22 protein-coding genes are annotated in these 21,853 nt (G+C 30.5%); 10 read left to right on the top strand and 12 right to left on the bottom strand.

The genetic code is table 11. The features are described from left to right. Positions 1-13: 13 nt before the first annotated feature. Both C7448_RS08145 and C7448_RS08150 read left to right on the top strand, forming a co-directional pair. The gene (locus C7448_RS08145; protein WP_115900869.1) at positions 14-1,276 is read left to right on the top strand and encodes a hypothetical protein; all 1,263 of its coding nucleotides are present in this window, start codon (positions 14-16) and stop codon (positions 1,274-1,276) included. Then, positions 1,270-1,791, top strand: coding sequence for a M23 family metallopeptidase (locus tag C7448_RS08150; protein ID WP_245939456.1), 522 nt, complete (start codon positions 1,270-1,272; stop codon positions 1,789-1,791). Before C7448_RS08145 ends, C7448_RS08150 begins: the two co-directional genes overlap by 7 nt. 3 nt (positions 1,792-1,794) lie before the next feature. Here C7448_RS08150 and C7448_RS08155 read toward each other — a convergent pair whose 3' ends face one another. The 3 genes from C7448_RS08155 to C7448_RS08165 form a co-directional block, all read right to left on the bottom strand. Then, complete coding sequence (locus tag C7448_RS08155; RefSeq protein ID WP_115900870.1) at positions 1,795-2,019, bottom strand: hypothetical protein; 225 nt, start codon at positions 2,017-2,019, stop codon at positions 1,795-1,797. Then, complete coding sequence (locus C7448_RS08160; protein WP_211321898.1) at positions 2,006-3,394, bottom strand: MATE family efflux transporter; 1,389 nt, start codon at positions 3,392-3,394, stop codon at positions 2,006-2,008. Before C7448_RS08160 ends, C7448_RS08155 begins: the two co-directional genes overlap by 14 nt. 127 nt (positions 3,395-3,521) lie before the next feature. Continuing rightward, entirely contained in the window at positions 3,522-4,085 is a 564-nt protein-coding gene (locus C7448_RS08165; protein WP_115900872.1) for a fasciclin domain-containing protein, read from the bottom strand. Positions 4,086-4,244: 159 nt separating this feature from the next. Here C7448_RS08165 and tpx point away from each other — a divergent pair, with 159 nt between their 5' ends. From tpx to C7448_RS08200, 7 genes are all read left to right on the top strand, one after another. Continuing rightward, positions 4,245-4,742: a thiol peroxidase gene (gene tpx / locus C7448_RS08170; RefSeq protein WP_115900873.1), complete on the top strand. Its 498-nt coding sequence runs from the start codon at positions 4,245-4,247 to the stop codon at positions 4,740-4,742. A gap of 6 nt (positions 4,743-4,748) precedes the next feature. After that, complete coding sequence (locus tag C7448_RS08175; protein WP_115900874.1) at positions 4,749-5,129, top strand: diacylglycerol kinase family protein; 381 nt, start codon at positions 4,749-4,751, stop codon at positions 5,127-5,129. 27 nt (positions 5,130-5,156) lie between these two features. Then, positions 5,157-7,622: a DNA translocase FtsK gene (locus C7448_RS08180; RefSeq protein WP_115900875.1), complete on the top strand. Its 2,466-nt coding sequence runs from the start codon at positions 5,157-5,159 to the stop codon at positions 7,620-7,622. Positions 7,623-7,661: 39 nt separating this feature from the next. Further along, on the top strand, positions 7,662-8,315 hold the full coding sequence (locus C7448_RS08185) for a LolA family protein (protein WP_115900876.1): 654 nt from the start codon (positions 7,662-7,664) through the stop codon (positions 8,313-8,315). A gap of 93 nt (positions 8,316-8,408) precedes the next feature. After that, positions 8,409-9,881 (top strand): LptF/LptG family permease, encoded by a 1,473-nt coding sequence (locus C7448_RS08190; RefSeq protein WP_115900877.1) that lies wholly within the window; start codon positions 8,409-8,411, stop codon positions 9,879-9,881. Next, entirely contained in the window at positions 9,859-11,001 is a 1,143-nt protein-coding gene (gene ribB / locus C7448_RS08195) for a 3,4-dihydroxy-2-butanone-4-phosphate synthase (RefSeq protein WP_115900878.1), read from the top strand. The genes C7448_RS08190 and ribB overlap by 23 nt, the downstream gene beginning before the upstream one ends. 422 nt (positions 11,002-11,423) lie before the next feature. Then, positions 11,424-11,699, top strand: coding sequence for a hypothetical protein (locus tag C7448_RS08200; RefSeq protein ID WP_147300511.1), 276 nt, complete (start codon positions 11,424-11,426; stop codon positions 11,697-11,699). Between the two features lie 94 nt (positions 11,700-11,793). On the opposite strand, the gene C7448_RS08205 is transcribed toward C7448_RS08200, so the two are convergent. The 4 genes from C7448_RS08205 to C7448_RS08225 all read right to left on the bottom strand — a co-directional run bounded on the left by C7448_RS08205 (position 11,794) and on the right by C7448_RS08225 (position 15,206). Next, on the bottom strand, positions 11,794-12,717 hold the full coding sequence (locus C7448_RS08205) for an AraC family transcriptional regulator (RefSeq protein WP_115900880.1): 924 nt from the start codon (positions 12,715-12,717) through the stop codon (positions 11,794-11,796). After that, positions 12,704-13,237 (bottom strand): alpha/beta hydrolase, encoded by a 534-nt coding sequence (locus tag C7448_RS08210; protein WP_115900881.1) that lies wholly within the window; start codon positions 13,235-13,237, stop codon positions 12,704-12,706. Before C7448_RS08210 ends, C7448_RS08205 begins: the two co-directional genes overlap by 14 nt. A gap of 360 nt (positions 13,238-13,597) precedes the next feature. Further along, the gene (locus C7448_RS08220) at positions 13,598-13,906 is read right to left on the bottom strand and encodes a hypothetical protein (protein ID WP_115900883.1); all 309 of its coding nucleotides are present in this window, start codon (positions 13,904-13,906) and stop codon (positions 13,598-13,600) included. Beyond that, entirely contained in the window at positions 13,893-15,206 is a 1,314-nt protein-coding gene (locus C7448_RS08225; RefSeq protein ID WP_115900884.1) for an NAD(P)/FAD-dependent oxidoreductase, read from the bottom strand. The genes C7448_RS08220 and C7448_RS08225 overlap by 14 nt, the downstream gene beginning before the upstream one ends. A gap of 114 nt (positions 15,207-15,320) precedes the next feature. On the opposite strand from C7448_RS08225, the gene C7448_RS08230 reads away from it, so the two are divergent. After that, entirely contained in the window at positions 15,321-15,755 is a 435-nt protein-coding gene (locus C7448_RS08230) for a DUF7738 domain-containing protein (protein WP_115900885.1), read from the top strand. Here C7448_RS08230 and C7448_RS08235 read toward each other — a convergent pair. From C7448_RS08235 to C7448_RS08255, 5 genes are all read right to left on the bottom strand, one after another. Then, complete coding sequence (locus C7448_RS08235) at positions 15,750-16,277, bottom strand: hypothetical protein (protein WP_115900886.1); 528 nt, start codon at positions 16,275-16,277, stop codon at positions 15,750-15,752. The genes C7448_RS08230 and C7448_RS08235 overlap by 6 nt on opposite strands. Continuing rightward, the gene (locus C7448_RS08240; RefSeq protein ID WP_115900887.1) at positions 16,277-16,699 is read right to left on the bottom strand and encodes a secondary thiamine-phosphate synthase enzyme YjbQ; all 423 of its coding nucleotides are present in this window, start codon (positions 16,697-16,699) and stop codon (positions 16,277-16,279) included. Before C7448_RS08240 ends, C7448_RS08235 begins: the two co-directional genes overlap by 1 nt. A 9-nt stretch (positions 16,700-16,708) precedes the next feature. Continuing rightward, positions 16,709-17,458 (bottom strand): LytR/AlgR family response regulator transcription factor, encoded by a 750-nt coding sequence (locus C7448_RS08245; protein WP_115900888.1) that lies wholly within the window; start codon positions 17,456-17,458, stop codon positions 16,709-16,711. Positions 17,459-17,460: 2 nt separating this feature from the next. Further along, complete coding sequence (locus C7448_RS08250; RefSeq protein ID WP_115900889.1) at positions 17,461-20,376, bottom strand: sensor histidine kinase; 2,916 nt, start codon at positions 20,374-20,376, stop codon at positions 17,461-17,463. Between the two features lie 88 nt (positions 20,377-20,464). After that, the gene (locus tag C7448_RS08255) at positions 20,465-21,790 is read right to left on the bottom strand and encodes a hypothetical protein (RefSeq protein WP_147300512.1); all 1,326 of its coding nucleotides are present in this window, start codon (positions 21,788-21,790) and stop codon (positions 20,465-20,467) included. Positions 21,791-21,853 lie beyond the last annotated feature (63 nt).

A 21,853-nucleotide genomic window follows, 5' to 3' on the forward strand; every position in this document is an offset into this window, starting at 1 on the left:
TACAGAAAGCATAATGGAAACTATTAAAAAAACCGATACAGAAATACAACAAGAATGGTATAATATAGGCGAAACTTATGCCTCTGAGGTAAATAAAATGGTTGCTTTTGGTGAAGAACATGGCTGGGACAACTGGAAAGGTAATGAACCCGAAGATAACCGTGATCATTTAGCGGATACCATAATACAAAAATTAAGAGAAGCTAATAAAAGCGAACAAGTTGAAAAGTTTAGAGAACAATGCCCGCCAGCTCATACTCCACTAATAAAATATTTTAAAGAAAAAGGACAAAATATAGAGCAACTATGCTTTATTAAAAATGAAAAAATTGTTTTTGTAACAGGTAGCGCTTATCAAAAAAGGCAAGCCTATCTTTTAGACAATAGAACACTTATTAAGTTAGATGGTACTATTGAAGCTATTGGAAAATCTCATCAAAACAACATTTTTGCCATTAAAACTCCAAAAACATTAATTACACGCAAGGAATGGGATGGAACTATTATAGAAACTTTTGAACTTGGAGAATTACATAAAATAGGCATCACAAATATGACACCTTTTAACGATGGTAAAAAAGTGTTAGTAACTACTTCAGAAGGAATATATATCGTTTCTAAAAACTCGATAAATATGGTACATCCTGAACCTGATTTAGAAGATGAGGAATGGGAGCCATACTTAGACATGGAGAATGCAACTTTATCAAACGATAATAAATATATTGTAGTTGGTGATCAATCTTTTGATCATCGAGTATTAGATAACGAAGGAAATCAAATTGGAGAAATTGGCCCGCAATCTTCTTATCCTCATTTTTGTCTATTTTCTAAAGACGACAAACAACTTATTACAAACTCTTGTCATTTTTATAACGGAATTACCATCGGAGTTGATGCTAAAAATTTAAACGGATTAGAAGTTGAATCTTATGTAGATGAAGCAGATAATTTTAAAGTTATTGATGATGAAATGAGAGTATATGTTGGTACAACCACTAAAGATTATTATATTTTAGGTGATGCTTACGGATACATTAAAGCTTTTGATAAAAACGGAAACTGTATTTGGAGACACTATCTTGGCTCTACCATAAGCGGTATTACAATTTCTGATAACGAGCAGACTTTATGGGTAAGCACCTATGCTGGAATTCTTCATAAATTAAAGTTAGGTAAAGGACACAGAGATACACATACCATTGGTAATGGAAATCATTATGAAGATTTCAGATTAATTATTTGGAAAGATGAAGAAAAAGAGCTTTGGTGGTAAGAACAATTAAAATAAAAAAAAGAACACTTATTATTTTAGTAATTCTATTAACAGGCTTTTTAATTCCTCAAAACTTAAAAATGCCTGTTAATGGAGCTACCAAATCCGACTACAACCCAAAATCATTTTGGTATTACCCTTGGGGTAAATCAGTTACTCACAAAGGAGTAGATATTTTTGCTAAGAAAGATACTAAAATCACCTCTTCTACTATTGGAGTAGTTTTATTTTCTGGAAAAACAAGTATGGGCGGAAATACAGTACTAGTTTTAGGTCCAAAATGGAGACTACACTACTACGCACATTTAGAAAACGTAAAAACATCTTCTTTAACTTTTGTAAACAAAAGTTCAGTAATTGGAACTGTAGGAACTAGTGGGAATGCTGCTGGAAAAGCCCCTCACCTACACTACTCTATCTTTACATTGATACCTTATATATGGAGAATAGGTTCAGATAAGCAAGGATGGAAAAAAATGTTTTATCTAAACCCTATTGAATTTTTAGAAGACTAATTTTTAATCTAATCCTTCCATTTCTACATCGTAAAACAATCCTGCAGCTTCAATTAACCCTTCTAATTCATTAGCTAGATCTTGTTCATTCTCGTTTGATAAATCTTCAAACCATTCAATTTCATCATCTTTTAAATTGATTAAAAAACGAGGATATTCAGTATGTAATACAAAAATATCTTCTGGATGTTCACTATTATCTGCTAATAAAAATTTAGGTAAGTTCATGATGTTTCGTTTTAATAAGTTTAATAGTTAATTTGTTAAATCGTATAAATAATAAAACAGAAGCTGTAGTTAACCCAGCAAGTAGCCCAAGCCAAATACCAAAGCTACCATACATGTCTTTTGCACCAAAGAAAAAACTAATAGGAAAACCAACTACCCAATACGAAATAAAAGTTATTAATGTAGGTATTTTAACGTCTTGTAAACCACGTAAAGCACCTAACATTACAACTTGAATACTATCACTAATTTGGAAAATTGCGGCTGCAATTAGTAAATTTGCTGCAATGTTCATCACCTCCATATTATCAGCATAATTTTCAGCATCGCTTAAATCAACATATAAATTTGGTAATGATTTATGAAAAACAAAGAAAAAAGTAGCAAATATAACAGCCAATATAGTTCCTAGGAAAAAAATTGAAAATGCTATTCTTCGTAACTCTTTATAGTTTTGTAAACCTTTTTGATTTCCAACTCTAATCATAGAAGCAACACTTAATCCTGTTGCTACCATAAATGTCATAGAAGATAAATTTAGCGCTATTTGATTTGCTGCTTGAGGATTTTTACCCAACAATCCACTTAACCAAATTGCCGCTGTAAAAATAGCTACTTCAAAAAACATTTGCATAGCACTTGGTGTACCTAAATTGATAACTTTTCGAATCATTAAAGTATCTAATACAAAAATTTTAATATTAGTTACCAAACGTTTAGATCGCTCTTTCTTACTCAACAACCACCATAGGTACACTACCATTACAACTCTTGATAGTAAAGTTCCATATGCTGCACCTACTATTCCTAACTCTGGAAAGCCAAATTTTCCATAAATAAGTAAATAGTTTAATATTACATTTAATACATTAGCTATCAACGTTGCATACATAGGATAACGCGTCATAGACATTCCGTCACTAAACTGTTTAAATGCCTGAAAAATAATCATCGGAATTAATGAAAAGGCAACCAAATCTAAATACGGAATTGCCAACTCAACCACTTCTATAGGTTGTTTCATTAAATACATTAATGGTTTAGAAAAGAAAACTACCAAAAACAATATAATTCCCATCATTGTACATAAGAAAAGCCCATGTTTAAATGCAGATTTTGCTTGTGTAAAATTATTAGAAGAATCAGCCTCAGCAACTAAAGGTGTAATTGCAGTAGAAAAACCAATACCTAACGACATGGCTATAAACATAAAACTATTCCCTAATGAAACCGCTGCTAACTCAGCAGTTCCTAGCTGTCCTACCATTATATTATCTATAAAACTCACAAATGTATGCCCTAACATACCTAACATTACTGGGGCTGCAAGTTTTAAGTTGTATTTAAACTCTGATGTATATTGCTTAATATTCAATTTAGTATTCTTTTCAGCTTGCAAAAATACAACTGTTATCTAAAATAATCGTAGGGTTATAACAAAATAAAAACCGCTTAAAAAGCGGTTCTTATAACATCAGAATAATCACACTTTGCTTCCGTGCTTACGATTTAGGTAATAAAACACTATTAATTACATGAATTACACCATTAGATTGATTTACATCTGCAATAGTAACCTTTGCTTTCCCCCCATTTGCGTCAGAGATGTAAACATTTTCTCCTTTCATCCATGCTGTAATTTCACCTCCACTAACAGTTTTTATAGAAACTTTACCACCATTCTCTTTTATCAGTTTTACTAGGTTATTTGCACTCCATTTACCAGCAACAACATGATACTTTAAAATAGTTTGTAACTTCATTTTATTTTCTGGTTTCAATAACGTTTCAACTACTCCTTCTGGTAATTTTTCAAAAGCTTTGTTTACAGGAGCAAAAACTGTAAAAGGTCCTTCACTTGATAAAACATCTACTAAGTCTGCCGCTTTAACAGCAGCTACCAATGTTGTATGGTCTTTAGAGTTTACAGCATTTTGTACAATATTTTTAGATGGATACATTTCTGCTCCTCCAACCATTTTTGTTTTTTCTTGTGCTGTAATACTACTGCCAGCAAATAAAGTGATTGCTAAAACTGTTACTTTAAAAAGGTTTGAAGTTTTCATAAATTATGATTTTTTAATTAATATTTCTACTTAATCATACCTACGAAAAAGAGTACTTCTTGGTTTTAAAAGAATTTAAAATCATAAGGAAAACTTAGAATTTTCCTCTTAGTTATTTTATTATTCTTATTTTTGATTTTCTAAAAAACACATATTAAAATGGCTTCAATAACACTAAAAGGTAATACAATAGAAACAATAGGAGACCTACCTAAAACAGGAACCAAAGCAATTGATTTCTCGCTAGTTGCTACTGATTTATCAGTTAAAAACTTAGGCGATTTCAGTGGTTCTCGATTAATTTTAAATATTTTTCCAAGTGTAGATACAGGTACTTGTGCAACTTCTGTTAGAGAGTTTAACAAAAAAGCTGCTGATTTAAAAAACACTAAAGTTTTATGTATTTCAAGAGATCTTCCTTTTGCCCAAGGTCGTTTTTGTGGTGCTGAAGGTATTGAGAATGTAGTTATGTTATCTGACTTTGCTGCAGGAAGATTTGGTAAAGATTATGGTTTAGAAGTTATTTCAGGTCCTTTAGCTGGTTTGCACTCTCGTTGCATCGTTATTATTGACGAAAATGGAGAAGTAATATATACAGAACAGGTAAGTGAAACTGTAGATGAGCCTAATTACGAAGCTGCATTAAAAGTACTTTAAAAACATATGAAGAATCCGAATGACGGCTTTTTAAAAGGACGCATACGTAGTATTAAATTTGCTTTAAAAGGAATGTGGTTATTAATAACCACTGAAGACAGTATAAAAGCACAACTTTTCTTTGGTTTAATAGCTACTTTATTGGGTTTTTATTTAAAAATCTCTTCTACTGAATGGATGATTCAAACTTTGATTATCGGATTAGTTTTAGTAGCAGAAGCTTTAAATACTGCTATTGAAAAAGTAGCCGATTTCATACATCCTGATTATCATAAAAAAATAGGTTTCATTAAAGATATTGCTGCAGGTGCTCCTGCATTTGCAGCTATGATATCATTAATTATTGCTGGGATAATTTACCTTCCTAAAATAATAGCTATATTGTAGCGTTCAATTTATTTCTAACAAAAATACATGGCAAAAAAGAAGACAACTGTTCGAAAGAAACAGCCTCAAAAATCTATTATTAAAAGGATTAAATCCTTTTTTTCAAACAGACAAAACCAAACTATCTTAGGTTTTTTTCTGATATTGTTTTCTATATTTTTAACTGTTGCTTTTGTTTCTTTTTTCTTCTCATGGCAAGAAGACCAAAGCACACTCAATCAATTTGCTAACAGAACTATCCCTACTAAAAACTTATTAGGTAAAATAGGAGCTAAACTAAGTAACTTTCTTGTATACAAAGGTTTTGGTTTAGGTGCTTTTATCATTCCAATAACATTATTTTTAACAGGAGCTAGAATTTTATTACAAACCAACCTAAAAAGACTTATAATTTCCTGGAACTGGGGTATCTTAATTATGCTTTGGTTTGCTACTGCTCTTGGTTTTGTTGAAAAAAAACATGCCCTATTGTCAGGAGTTATAGGTTTTGAGTTAAATGAATATTTACAAACTTTCTTAGGCAAAACAGGATTAGCTATTCTTCTCATTTTCTTTTTGGTTGCCTATCTAATTATCCGTTTTAGTATTACTCCAGAAGCAATTAGTGAAAAAGTAAAAGTTCATAAAGAAAATAAAGCAACCACTGTAGAAAACTCTACAAAAGTAAACCGAGATGATTCAACTATTTTAAATGACACTGATGTAAACAATACCGAAAGTCCAAAAAATGAAGAGTCTAAAAAAGATAAATCAGACTTTGAATTATCATTAGAAAATTTACAACCAACTATTTCTAACTACTCTGGTGTTGATGAAACTTCAGACTATGAGAAAAAAGAAGAAATTTCTCTAGATATTACTCAAACTGGTGAACCATCATCAAAAATATCAGAAGAAAGTAAAAAAGAAGTAGAAGTTGCTATTGAAAAAATTGCAGAAGAAAAAAGTGTTTCTGAAAACTTATCCGATCAATTAGTAAAAGATTTTGGTGAATTTGATCCTAAGTTAGAATTAGGAAACTTTAAATTCCCTTCTTTCAATTTACTAAAAGAATATAACGAAAGTATTTCTGTTGACCCTACTGAACTTGAAGCAAAGAAAAATCAAATTGTAGAGACCTTAAAAAACTATAAAATTGGTATTGCTCAAATTAAGGCTACAGTTGGTCCAACCATTACTTTATATGAAATTGTACCTGAAGCTGGAGTTCGTATTTCAAAAATTAAAAATTTAGAAGACGATATTGCTTTATCGCTTTCAGCTTTAGGAATTCGTATTATTGCCCCTATTCCAGGAAAAGGAACTATTGGTATTGAAGTACCAAATAAGAAAGCAACTATCGTTTCTATGCATTCAGTAATTGCTTCTAAAAAATTCCAAGAATCGCCAATGCAACTTCCTATTGCTCTAGGAAAAACGATTTCAAACGAAACTTTTGTTATCGATTTAGCTAAAATGCCTCACTTATTAATGGCTGGTGCTACAGGACAAGGTAAATCGGTAGGATTAAATGCTATTCTAACATCACTTTTATACAAGAAGCATCCTGCGGAAGTAAAGTTTGTATTGGTTGATCCTAAAAAAGTAGAATTAACATTATTCAACAAAATAGAACGTCATTATTTAGCAAAATTACCAGACGATTCTGAAGCCATTATTACTGATACTACTAAGGTAGTAAACACCTTAAATTCATTGTGTATTGAAATGGATAACCGTTACGACTTGCTCAAAAATGCGATGGTTCGTAATATTAAAGAATATAACGTTAAGTTTAAGGCTCGTAAACTAAACCCTGAAAACGGACACCGCTTTTTACCATACATCGTATTGGTTATTGACGAGTTTGCTGATTTAATTATGACTGCGGGTAAAGAAGTAGAAACTCCTATTGCACGTTTAGCTCAATTAGCACGTGCTATTGGGATCCATTTAATTGTAGCAACACAACGTCCATCAGTAAATGTAATTACAGGTATTATTAAAGCTAACTTCCCTTCTAGAATTGCATTTAGAGTAACTTCAAAAATTGACTCTAGAACTATTTTAGACGCTCCAGGAGCAGACCAATTAATTGGTAGAGGTGATTTATTATATTCTGGAGGAAATGATGTTATACGTATTCAATGTGCCTTTGTAGACACTCCTGAAGTAGAGAAAATTACTGATTTTATTGGCTCTCAACGTGCCTACCCTGAAGCATATTTATTACCAGAATATGTTGGTGAAGAAGGTGGCACAAATCTTGATGTTGATATTGCAGACAGGGATAAACTGTTTAAAGATGCAGCTGAAGTTATTGTTACTGCGCAACAAGGTTCGGCATCGTTATTGCAACGTAAATTAAAGTTAGGATACAATCGTGCTGGAAGATTGATAGATCAATTAGAAGCTGCAGGTATTGTAGGTCCTTTTGAAGGTAGTAAAGCACGACAAGTACTTGTACCAGATTTAATTGCTTTAGAGCAATTATTAGAGAGTGAAAAAAATTAATAATTATAAACTATTCCGAAAGTGGAAACAAGAAAGACGATGAAAAAAATAGGATTATTATTTATTGGATTATGTATTAGCATTAGTGCTATGGGGCAAACAAATTCTTCTGAAGCAAAAAAAATGCTTGATGAAGTTTCAGACAAAATGGGCACCTACAGAAATATGGTTATCGGTTTTAACTCATCTTTAATAAATAGAGAAGCAGGCATTACCAACGACCCTCCTATCAGAGGAGTAATCACCTTATCTGGTGAAAAATACAACTTAGATTATCTTGGAAACACCTTTATTTTTGATGGAAAAAAATTAGTTGTTATCAACCAAGATGAAAAAGAAGTTAGTATCAACAACGGTAATTTAGATGAAGAAGACGGTTTTATTTACCCTTCTAAACTATTAACTTTTTACAAAGAAGGATATAATTACCAAATGGGAGCTTTAAAGAACAGTAACGGACGTAAAGTTCAATATATAGAGCTTACTCCTATTGATAGTAACTCTGATATTGTAAAAGTTCAATTAGGTATCGATGCTAAAACAAAGCATATTTATAAATTAACCCAAATAGGCTCTAACGGAGCTGAAACTACCTTTACAATTACTAAGTTTAAAAGTAATCAACCTATATCTGCTCAACTTTTTTCTTTCGACAGAACTAAGTACGCTAAACAAGGATACTATATCGACTAAAAAATTATATAGAAGTTTTGTTACTGGTTTACTTAAAAAATCATTAACAAAACTTTTGTGTTTATATACCACTAACCTACTACCTTTGCATCTGTGAAAACATTAGACAGATATATATTAAAAAGCTTTATAGTTCCCTTTTTAGCAACCTTCTTTATCATTTTATTTGTACTGGTAATGCAAGCGCTATGGTTAGCTTTTGATAATTTTGCTGGTAAAGGTATTAGTGTTGGAATTATTTTAAAATTCTTGTGGTACACTACCCTTATTGTAGCTCCTCAAGCCTTGCCTATTGGTGTTTTACTATCTTCTATTATGACACTGGGTAGTTTATCTGAAAACTACGAGTTTGCCGCAGCCAAGTCTGCTGGCGTTTCTTTACAACGCATGGTTCGTCCTATTGTTTTTTTAGCTATTTTTTTAAGTGGTATTAACTTTTTGTTTCTTAATTACGTGTATCCATATGCAATGCTTAAGCAATTAAACATGAAGGTAAACATTAAAAAGAAACAACCAGCTATTGCTTTAGTTGCTGGAAGCTTTAACACTGAAATTCCTAATTTTCAAATAAAATTTAAAGAGAAGTACGGCGAAGAAGACAACCTTTTAAAAGAGGTAATGATTTACGATCTATCTTCAAAAAAAGGAAACAATAAAATTATTACAGCAAAAAGAGGTGAAATTCTTTCAGAAGAAGGTAGTCGCTATATGACATTAGTTTTAAAAGATGGTTATTATTTTGAGCATCATTTAAAAAACGGAGCTTCTTTTAAAGAACGAGAAAAGATGCCTGCCTCATACGCAGATTTTGAAAAATACACCATTAATATTGATATTTCTTCGTTTAGTAATGATGATCTTGAAGAAGAAAAATACAAAACTAACTATAACATGCTAAGTTTGGCTCAGTTAAAAGATACTTTGCCAACTTTGAAGCAAAACTACGATGCCTTTGTTAAAAGTAGAGCAAAAAACTTATTTTTAAGTATTGATGTAGAAGACTTACATCAGTATCCTGATTCGTTAAAAAACAAAGACCTTTCCTTAGATATTCTTGAAAACTTTGAGTTAAAAGAAAAACGAAATATTCTCTCAACAGCTACTTCTAAGTTAGAACGTACAATAAACAACAACAAGTCTAACAAAGACACCTTAAAAAACAAACGAAAGTATTTAAACTTATATGATATTGAGTTTTACAATCGGGTAGCTTTTTCACTTTCTTGTTTATTACTCTTCTTTATTGGTGCTCCTTTGGGTTCTATTATTAGAAAAGGAGGAATGGGATTGCCTATGATTTTGGCAATAGCCATTTATGTACTATACTTTTTCTCCAATACTTTTGGAAGGAATTTAGCAGAAGAAAGCTCACTTACAGCCATTACTGGCTCTTGGCTAAGTGTATTTTTAATGCTACCTTTGGCTATTACTTTAACTGTTAGAGCGACCAAAGACAAAGGACTATTTGATATTAATAGTTTTTTTGCTCCAATACGAAACTCAGTAAAAAACTTATTCTCTAAAAAGAGAAAACCACAACATAATGACAACACAAACTCCAACTAATATTCAATTAAATACAATTGAAGAAGCTATAGAAGACATTAAAAACGGTAAAGTTATTATCGTAGTTGATGATGAAGATCGTGAAAATGAAGGTGATTTTTTAGCAGCTGCTGAAAAGATTACTCCAGAAATGATCAATTTTATGGCAACCCATGGTCGTGGATTAATTTGTACTCCATTAACCGAAACTCGTTGTAAAGAATTAGAGCTAAATATGATGGTAAGTAACAATACTGATCCTATGGAAACTGCTTTTACCGTATCGGTAGATTTACGTGGAAACGGGGTTACTACGGGTATTTCTGCTTCTGATAGAGCTAAAACTGTACAAGCCTTAATGAACCCAGATACCAAACCTTTTGATTTAGCTAGACCAGGGCATATTTTTCCTTTAAAAGCCAAAAACGGTGGTGTATTACGTAGAACTGGTCATACTGAAGCAGCGATTGATTTTGCTCGTTTAGCTGGTTTAGAGCCTGCTGGAGTTATCGTTGAAATTATGAATGAAGACGGTACCATGGCTCGCTTACCTCAACTAATGAAAGTTGCTAAAAAGTTCGACTTAAAAATCGTTTCTATTGAAGATTTAGTAGCCTACCGAATGGAACATGATTCTTTAATAGAAAAGAAAGAAGATTTTAATATTCAAACTCGATTTGGTGATTTTCGCTTACGTGCTTACCAACAAACTACCAACAATCAAGTACATATTGCTTTAACTAAAGGTACTTGGAGTAAAAACGAACCTATTTTAACTCGTGTAAACTCTACTTTAGTAAACAACGATATTTTAGGAACCTTAACTAATAATGCCGACAAAAAGCTAGACCAAATGTTTAAGGTTATTAATGAAGAAGGTAGAGGCGCTATTTTATTCATTAATCAACAAATGCAAGCTTTAAATTTATTGAATAGACTTCGTATGCTAAAAGAAAACCAAGCTAAAGGAGAAATGAAAGCTCCTAATGTGGTGATGGACAACAAAGATTTTGGTATTGGTGCACAAATTTTACACGATTTACACATTCATAAATTACGCTTAGTTTCTAACACCAAACAAACCAAACGTGTGGGTATGATTGGTTACGGACTAGAAATTGTTGATTATGTAAACTACTAATCAAAACAATATATAAAACAAAAATCCCGAGTTAATAAACTCGGGATTTTTGTTTTATATAACTATGGGGCAATTACAGCCTTCTCTTTCAACCTTACTAATCAACTAACATTTTTCTACAACAAATAGTTTGTTTCCGACTAACTTTTATTAGACAGTGAATGTTACTCCCCTTATCCCTTTACCGAGAGAGTGTCACTCTACTTATACGGAGAAAGACACTCTTCACTCTTATTAGGCTTGAGGTACCGTCCCGATAATAATTAAACATGTTTTGCATTTATTTTTTATATTTGACGCCGTGAAAATTGCTATAGACTTCTTCCTTTATATTATTATAACAAGGCGCAATAGTAATTTTTGTCTTATTTATGTGTTAATACATAATGAATGAAAAGAAAAATTTAATCAAAAATAAAAGTATGATAGAAATATTAGCATTAGTTTTTTTAGGTAAGAAAATAGCTGAACTAGCAGAAAAAAAAGGAGAAAGTCCTAAAAAATGGAGAGGTATAATGATTGGCTCTTGGTTTGGAGCTGAAATCTTAGGTTTTGTAATATTTGCCTTTACTGTGGGTATAAATGATAATACTATTTTCCCTGCTGCAATGGTAGGACTGACTTGTGGTTTAGCTAGTTATTTTGTTGTTAGAAATATGTTGTCTGCAAAACCTAATGCTCTAAAAGAATTATCTTAGGTGATAAAACATTAAACCTTTGATACCATAAAACAAATAGTGCATAGCATTCTAAAGAATGTTATGCACTGTTTTGTAACTTTTTTATGATATTTTACTCTACAGGTATACAAATGTCTACAATACACTTCCCTTCTGGGTGCTCATTAGGATTGTTATAAAAAATTTCATACGGGTCTTGGTCTGCTTTTTTAAAACCGTGTTCGCTCATCCATACAAAACTACTTTCCCATGCTTGTTGAAATTCTGATGAAGTAATTTCTAAACGAGAAACCACACATTTTGCTTCTGGTATTTCTTTTATACTTACTTCACCTTCCGTTTTTACCTCTGTATTTAAGGTTAAACAAACACTCATTCTAATTTTATCTTCATCGGTAATTTTAGGACTGTCATGATATACCGTTAACATTCTTAAACTCTCTTGTTGCATTAATCCTTTAGGATAAGCCCATTTCATTAATTTATGGTAAGTATTTTCTACAGCCTCCATTTTTCCTTGATGTGTTAAATAGGCTACTTTTAAGATTGGCATTATTTTTACTTCAGTTTTTGCTTTCATTTGCATCCATTCTAAGTTTGTGTGTATGTTACAAATGTATTGCTCAAACTGTGTTTCTATTTTTCCTTTCTTGCTTTCTGTTTTACAAATCTTGCTATATTTTAGTGGACTTTCTTTTTTAAACTCTACTGGACTCATTCCATAGAACTTCTTAAAAGCTCTTGAAAATGATGACAAGGTTGTAAAACCAACTACTTCAGATACTTCTGTAACCGTTTTTTGTTTTTTATGTAATAAAAATGCTGCTGCCTTCTCTACTCTTTTTCTGGTAATAAATTCATTAACAGTTTCTTTAGTTACCGCTTTAAAAAGTCTGTGAAAATGGTATGGAGAGAAATAGGCCTTTTCTGCTATTTCTTCTAAAATTAATTTCTTATCTAAATTACCTTCTATAAAATCAATAGCATTACTTACTCGTATGATTGTTTTACTGGATATTTTTTTAGATGATTTCATAACTACTTTTTACTTGTAAACATAACCTTTCAGCAAATTCTTCTTCCTTATACATTTCATGCACTTTCTTTGGAATTATCCTGTAATCAACCTCCATTTTTTCAAACCAACTATTATTTGGTTTGTAAGTATCTTTTTCACCATAATAAAGCACTATTTTTCCTTTGTTTTTTTCTATTTCATAGCGTAATCTTGTAGCTGAAACAGTATAAAGACTTTCAACATCTAAACCTTTTAAACAGGCTTTCCAAACTATAGTTCCTCCTATACTAAAAGCTAAAACAGTAAGTCGTTCTTTTTCTAACTCTATTAAGTTTTTAACTGCCTTCTCTATTCCTCCGTTTACAAAAAAATGATGTCGCTCTTCTTCTGACAAATTCTTTTCTGTCATTTCAGCTAGTTCACAGCTACTATAAAATGTAACCTCAAAGTCTTCTGACAGTTTATCAACATACATCGAAACCCAACGAGTATCAGTCGTTCCCCAAAGGTCTGATAAAATTATTAATCGATTTTTCATGTACTACTTCCTTTTTTTTGCAAAACGAAAAACACAAAGCCTCCTGCAAAATATAAAACAACATCCAATACGTCGACAGTATACCTTATATGATATTTAGGTAAAACAAACTCAAATAACACTGAGTATAATACACATATATAAACTATTACCCCTAAAGGTATTTGATAATATTTATTATTCTTACTCCACCTTAAAATATAGAGGCATATAGTTAATACTATAGGTATTATTAGAAAGTCGTTCACATAATTATTAATGAAAGAGGGAAGTTTTACACTTAATTTTTGTGCAACATAGATAAGACTTCCTATAACTATTGAAATTATAAAATAATATGTAAGTATCTTTTTTTGCACACTACCCTGCTGCGACCATAGCTACAAACCATGCTATTAAAGCACCTATAGCACTCACCAATAAATATGCTGAATATAAAATCCAACCAACAACACGATACAACCAAAATGAATGTTTTTTTAATCGTTCTGCTAAATTAGGGTTTTCTATTTCATGCTTCGCTTTTTTGAGCTCTTCTTGTTTGTAAGCTGTAACTTTTTGTTCTTGTTTTTTTTTAAAAGAAATTAATGTATTGCAGTTTTTACAGTAATCTCTATTGGTATTAAAAACTCCGCAATTAGGACATTTAACGTTTCTAGTAATTGCCATTTTCTTGTTCTTTAAAGCTGTATTTATTTTTCTTTTTATAAGGTCGGATGATAAGCCTAGTTTCTCTATCAAAGCGTACATAATTATACACCCAATTCATAAATACCACTGCTTTGTTTCTAAATCCGATAAGTGAAAATAAGTGTACAAACATCCAAATAAACCATGCAAAAACTCCTTGAAACTTCCAACTAGCCAAGTCTACCACAGCTTTATTTCTTCCAATAGTTGCCATGGAACCTTTATCGTTATACACAAATGACTTTTGTTTTTTACTTTTTAATTTTGCTAAGATATTTTTACCTAACAATCGTCCTTGTTGAATGGCTGGTTGCGCCATCATTGGGTGTCCTCTTTTATAACCTTTTGTTTCCATGCATGCTACATCTCCGATAGCATATATATTATCGTAACCGATTACCTTGTTGTATTCATTTACTTTAAATCGGTTGGCTCTTTCAACTACACATTCTTGGTTTAAACCATTAATAGCAGCTCCTTTTACTCCTGCTGCCCAAATAACTGTTTGTGCTTTAAAATGATCTTCTCCGTTAGTGGTAACAGTTTCTCCGTCGTAATCTAATACACGAAGGTCTTTCCATACATCTACCCCAAGTTTTATTAAAAAGTCTTCTGCTTTTTCAGAAGCTTTATTACTCATTCCTTTTAATAATTCACCTGAACTTTGAATGAGGTTTATTTTCATCTGTCGAATATCCAAATCAGGGTAGTCTTTAGGTAAAATACCTTTTTTCATTTCTGCTAAAGCTCCCGCCAACTCTACTCCTGTTGGGCCACCTCCTACGATAACAAAGTTCATTAACTCTCTTCGTTTTTCTAAATCTGTAGCCAATAATGCTTCTTCAAAATTTTCTAAAACTAAACTACGAATATTTAATGCTTGCGGAACTGATTTCATTTCCATAGCATTTTTTTGAATATTAGTGTTTCCAAAAAAATTTGTTATTGATCCTGTGGCTATAACCAACTCATCGTACTCTAGGTTTCCTATCGTAGTTTCTATATAGTTTTTCTCTGCATGTATTTGAGTAACTTTTGCCAATCTAAAGAAAAAATTTTCTACATCGTTAAACCTTTTTCTTAAAGGAAACGCTATACTATCAGGCTCTAAGCCTCCTGTAGCAACTTGATATAGTAAAGGCTGAAAAGTATGATAATTGTGTTTATCTATTAAAACAACCTGTAATTCTTGGTTTTCTAGAGCTCTTGCTACTGCCAATCCTGCAAATCCTCCTCCTATAATAATTACTCGAGGAAAACTTGTTTGAGGTATGTTCATTATTTACTAGGGTTTTATATCTAAAAAGCAAATTTAACTAAAAGAGAAAGGAGTTAATTAAAATTTATTTTTTAGTTTTACGTTAAACCCTCGTTAATCAAATCAGGAACTGTCATGTTTAATTTTTTTAAGAAGAAAAAAGTAAAGGGTTTAACTATAGTGTGCGATACAGATGTTATACTCATAAACAGTAAACCTCTTACATTCCCCACTGATTATACTACTTTGATTGAAATTTTAGGAAAACCTACTAGAGAGTTAAAGAAAAGTAATGATTATATTATTTGGGATACGCATGGTATTTTTTGCGGTTATACTGAAAGAGACAATATTTTGTCTATAAATATTTATCAGAATAAAAAAGATAGAAGTGAGTACAACACTAAAAAACAGTTTAAAGGAAAGCTTGTTTTAAATGATGAAGAGATTACCAACGATGAGTTTGGTAAAATTCCATTAGGTAAGGTCGCAATTCACAGATTAGGCAGAGAAAGTGACATGCGTTTTGGCTTTAGTATTGGTGTTAATAGAGTTTATAAAGGCTTATAACTCTAACTTTACTTGCTGTAGAGTTTTGTTTGTTATTACCAGTTTATTGATTATTTTTTTTCTCAAAACATCAATATCTTCTTCGTAATAACGCGCCCATTTATACTCTTTAAACAAAGTTTGAATTTGCTTTAGGCGTTGATGTACTAATTCTGAATTCATTAAAAAGTGATTGTTTTCTAAACCTTCTTGAACTCTTTTTATGCTTGCTTTTGCTTTTGTATAATCTACCTCTAAATAGAATACTTTATCGATGCTGTTTAATGGATAAAAACTTGACCAGTTTGCATACCCCACATAATATTTCTGATTTTTATAGTCTTCTATTCCCTTAATTTTCCATCGGCAATTGGCAACTCTACCCCAGTGATTTGAATAGCGAAAAACACCATCTTCTGTGTAATAGTAATAGCTTCCTGATTTACTTTGAAAATGCGCCTTCATATCATCAAAGAAATTGATCTTTTGCATTTCAAACTCACAATACGTACTTCTATAAAAATTGAATTTATGATATTTCATTAACTTCCAAAAGCTGTTAGTACTATTTTTCTTCTACCTCCATGGTTTCTGTGCTCTCCTAAATACACTCCTTGCCAAGTTCCTAAATTAAGTTCTCCATTGGTTATCGGAATTTGTACCTGACATCCTAACATAGAGCTTTTAATATGTGCTGGCATATCATCGGATCCCTCATAATCGTGTTTGTAGTATGGCATATTTTCTGGAACCATCTTATTGATGTGTGACTCAAAGTCTATTCTTACTGTTGGGTCTGCATTTTCATTAATAGTTAAACTAGCAGAAGTATGCTTTATAAATATTTGTAGCTGTCCTATTTGAATATTTTCAAGCTCTGGAAGTACTTCTAACAAAACACCTGTAATTAAATGATAGCCTCTATTAAATGCTGGTAATTGAATTTCTTTTTGGTAAAATTGCATTTTACAAATCTAAAATACTTCTTTTATAATTTTTAGAAATTCTTGCTTTTTTGTTTTTGAAATAGGAATTGTTGTTTGATTTTGCATTAGTAAAAAATCTCCGTCTTTTTTTACAAATTTTTCTAAATAATGAAGGTTTATTAAGTAAGATCTATGACATCTAAAAAATAAGTTATTTCCCTGAAGTTGATTTTCAAAGTATGCTAGTGGTTTACAAATTAATTCTCTTTCTTTATTTGCTAAATGTACTTTTGTATACATTCCATCTGCTTCTAAGTATAAAATATCTTCATGCGAAACAAAAATAATTTCTCCTGGTACTTCTAAAGCTATTTTATGTGATGATAACGATTGAATGGCTTTTTTTAACTCTGAAAATTGTGCTGTTACCTTTTTTTGGTTAATATTAACTTTTGCTTTATTTATAGCTACTCGTAACTCTTCTCTATCAATTGGTTTAACCAAATAGTCTATTGCAGATAATTTTAATGCTTCTAATGCGTATTGTTGATATGCTGTTGTAAAAATTAATTGAAACTCTATAGGTTCTGAAATAAAATCTAATATTTCTAAACCTGAGTACTCAGGCATTTCAATATCTAAAAAAACAATATCTGGATTGTTTTCTTTAATTGACTTTACTCCATTTACTAAGTTATCTGCTGTAATAACATTTTTTATTTCAGAAAAAAACTCTGTAAGCATCGTTTTCATTACACTACGTGCTTTAGCCTCATCATCAATTATTAAAGCTTTCATTATTAAATTCTTTTTATTTTTAGTGTTACTATCGTTCCAGTAGCATTATTGTTTTCATCTACTTTATCCGTAAAATCTACTGAAATATCAAATAACTTTTCTTTCTTATACAACGAAACTCGCTCTTGGGTAGCGTTTACAGCAAAAGACTTATGTCCTTTTCTTTTCTTATTAATTTCTGAAGATTTTTTTCGTCCAACACCATCATCTTTTATCGTTATAATTAAAACCTTGTTAATATTTTCTTCTACTGTTATCCATAAATTCCCTCGGTCTTTCTTATGAACAAGTCCGTGTTTTATAGCATTTTCTACAAAAGGTTGTATAAACAACGGCGGAACTTCAATTTGATCTTTATTTATGTTTTTATCTACTAAGAAGTGAACCTTAAATTTATTTTCAAATCGTAATTGCTCTAATGATATATAAATCTCGAGTGAACTAAGTTCTTCTTTGAGTAGTATTACATTTACTCTACTATGATTTAAATACATTCTTATTAAACGAGAAAATTTAACTAAGTAATCACTTGCTAAATACTTCTCATTCTTCATTACATAATCTTGAATAGCTCCTAAGGAATTAAAAATGAAATGAGGATTCATTTGTGAGCGTAAGTTTTCTAGCCTTAACTTACTTATTCTACTATCTAAAATTACCCTTTCTAGTTCTCGTTCTCCTTCCTCTTCTTTCCATTTTAATTTAATTCGGTAATATATTATTATTCCTAAAACAGATATTATAAATATTGTCACGATAAACCACCAACTTTCCCAAAAAGGCTTTTGTACAATTATTTTAACTCCTTTACTTTCTTTTCCAATACTTCCATCTAAACTTTTGGTTCTAAGTAAAAACTTATATTTTCCTGATGGAATCCCAATATACCTTATTACATCATCGTTTAACTCAGATGTTTGCCACTCTGTATTAAAACCTAAAAGTTTATATTGAAAAACATTTTTATTACTAGATTTAAATCCATTAGCATTAAAGTTAAATGTAATGTCGTTAGTTTTGTAAGGCAGTTTGTATTTTGTTTTTATTTCTTGTTCTATTCCTCCAATTTTAACATTACTTATGTAGGCTAACGGAGCTAATTTTGGTTCTATTAACTCTGGAACAGATGTATTTATTCTACATAAAAAATTGTTACCAGGTATCCATAAATAATTATTTTGTATTACTGGAGTTTTAAATTTTATAGCACTTTTATCAGTTAAGTTTATTGTATTTATTATTTTTTTATCTGTATCGTATCGCTGTATTCCTTTTTCAGTAACAATCCATAGAAAATTGTCCTTCCCTAAAATTCCTTTTATTTGAGATTGTAACAATCCGTTTAAACACGTTATGCTGTCAGTTACTTTTCCTGCCTCTAAAGCTAAAATTTTATCTCTTGTAGTTGCCCATATTTTACCGTTAGTAGTTTGAGTATATTCAGAAAAAATAATAGGTTTATTTTGATGATGTACTGGAATAGTTTGTAGTTTACTGTTATAGGCTACTGTTCCATCAATATAAGTAACGTAAATAAGTTTGTTTTTTGAATCGTAATGAGTACTAATAGGTCTTTTATTTTCTAAAACTATATATTCCTTATTCCTAGAAAGTTGAGTATAAATAATAGCACGTCGATATGATAAATACACCAATGAATCTTTATTTATTTTAGTAAAACCTTTAGCTGTGGTAAACTGATTTCCTACATTAGTAATTTTTAACTTTTTTATATCATATGTATAGCTACTGGTTCCGTTTGTGCTTATATATGCTTTTTGTAGGTTTTTATTATATTTTATTTTATTAACAGGTCGTTGATTAGATAAACTAATAATTTTATAATCGTTACCTTCTGTATTGTAATCTATTAAGTTACCATTTTGAGTTCCTAATAACAGCCTACTATTACCAATGGTTTCTATTGAGATAATATCTTCTTTTATTTCTAAAAAATTTTTCTTCGTTATTTCTAAACTTGGCATAACGAAAATTCCATTTTGCAGTGTTGTAAGCCAATAATTATTCTCATAATCTTTTAAAACATCGGTTATATGATAATCTTTAAAAATTTGTTTAGTATTATTTACTTTATTCTTATTTAAAGTTCTGTAAATACCTTTTGATGTTAACAACCAGTTTTCTTTAAACTTTTTGGTATTATAAACCTGTGCTTTTTCAAGAGCTTGAGGAAGTTTTGCTGTGGTAATTTTTCTTGTATGTATATTAATTGAAAATGGTTTTAAGACATCTCTATCTAACTTAATTACAATCTCATCGAACCATTGAAACATTTGAAAATTTCCATTATCTAAAAAATATTTTTCTTTATTACATTTTACTTTTCTAAAAACAGGTTCATCTTCATTTTCATGAACATGAGTAATTATATTTCTTTCTTTTAAATTATAATAAAAAAAACCGTTTTCAGATTTTGCTATTTTTGAAATTTCTGCATTTAAATCTTTTTTTACAAATCCGGTTTTCTTAGCTATAAGATAGCTCTTCTTCTGTGATAGAAAAAAGATATTATTCTTCATCACTATTAAATGAGCATAGGTTCCTTTTAAATCATTTGAAAAATCTTTAAATAATTGTAGTTCTTTATTTACTACTTTATAAATATGTCCTGAAATGGTCGAACACCAAATTTGTCCTTCCTCATCTATTTGTAAGTTAAAAATACTTTTTGTGGTTGAAATAGTATTTTTAACTTGCCTAAATCTTTTACCATTGTAATAAAACAAACCTTGCTCCCCTCCCACCCAAACTAGGTTATTTTTATCTTGTATAATATTATAATTTGCTAAAGATACTAACCCATCATCAGATGTAAATTGTGTATAAAAAGGCTCCTGTGAAAATACATTTTCAAAGAGAAAAGAAATAAAGACTAGTATATAAAAAGTTTTTTTCACAAATTTAATTTTACTACAAAAAAAGGTGGTTATGCAATAATACGCAAAACACCACCTTTTAGAACTACTCTTAACTTAAAGTCTATATTTAGTTTTTAGGTTTAGCATCACATTTTACATATCCTCCATAAGGAGCTCTAACACTTCCTCTGTTAATTCCATTAAAAAAAGGACTCCCATATTTTCCTCCACCTATATAATCCTTTCTTACTATAAACTGTTGCAACATACATTGCTCATCTGAATTTTTCTGTACAACAGCTCCTACAGCCCATTGATATAAAGGCACTCCTGTTACTTTATGTTTTACAGTTGACCATTTATCAGATGTCATGTATTGATATATATTTTTCATACTCATTTTACCATAGTATTTATTCAATCCACTTACAGCTGCATTTTTAATTACTGAGTTTTTATCAAAACTTCCTTTTGACGGCATTGTTACACTATTTAACTTTGCTCCTAACCAATCTTTACGTAAGTTATCGAACTTAGCAAAAGTTGTTTGAGATGTTAATTCAGGATTTTTATAATACTTCTTAATTTTTTCTGGATTTTTTGCAGCAATTACAAACTGCTTTGGTTGAGCATTATTCATCCACTTATGACCAACGTTATCGTTTTTATGATATACATCTGCTCCAATTAATAATACTCCTGGTTCCAATAAAAGAACATTAGCATTAGTCCATTCTGGTCCGCCTCCCATTCCAAATTGGAATTGAATATTGCCTTTATCGGCAGATTTTCTATATTTTTCAGGAACCACACCATAACGTTTTTGGTTTGGTGAAAAATATGCATTTAACTGATATGATGTTGGATCGTATTCAATAGAAAAGCCTTCGTAAATATCACCTGGATTGCTATCAAAATGACTTGAAGGATTTCTAACAAAGTATTGTGATAAATGGTAGTAACCAGACAGTTCCATCTTATCAGAAAAACCACCATCATAAGCAGGCATTTTTTTAAATTTCGTTCTGTTTAATACATAAATTTGATTGTCTTTAAATTTATCATTTTCACTACTTTCTATAGGTGAAGGAATTTCGCTCACAACTGTTCCTTTACTATTTTCTTTAGCTAATAAAGCTTCTTTTTCCGCTACTTGTTTTTGTTGATATTCTTTATACTTTTTAAAATAAAAATCTTGCTTTTCTTTATCGTTGGGATACTTTTTAGCTAACTCTTTCTTAAACTCTTCATCTGAATACTCATTTGTATTAGACGTTGAATTAGTAGTTGAACTTGTAGTTGATTTTTCTATTGATGAAGAAGCTTTCTCTTCTATTTTTTTTGTTACTTTTTGCTTAGCTTTTTTTAACATGTTACCAAACTGAGCATTGGCTGTTTGATGAAACAAAAAACTAGCGAAGAATAAACAAACTAATATTGTATATTTTTTCATTTCTATTATTGTTTTTATACTACTAGAAGCTACCTGCTTTTTACACAGGTAACTTTCTTTCTT

This window comes from Tenacibaculum gallaicum, from assembly GCF_003387615.1.
Lineage (GTDB): Bacteria > Bacteroidota > Bacteroidia > Flavobacteriales > Flavobacteriaceae > Polaribacter > Polaribacter gallaicus.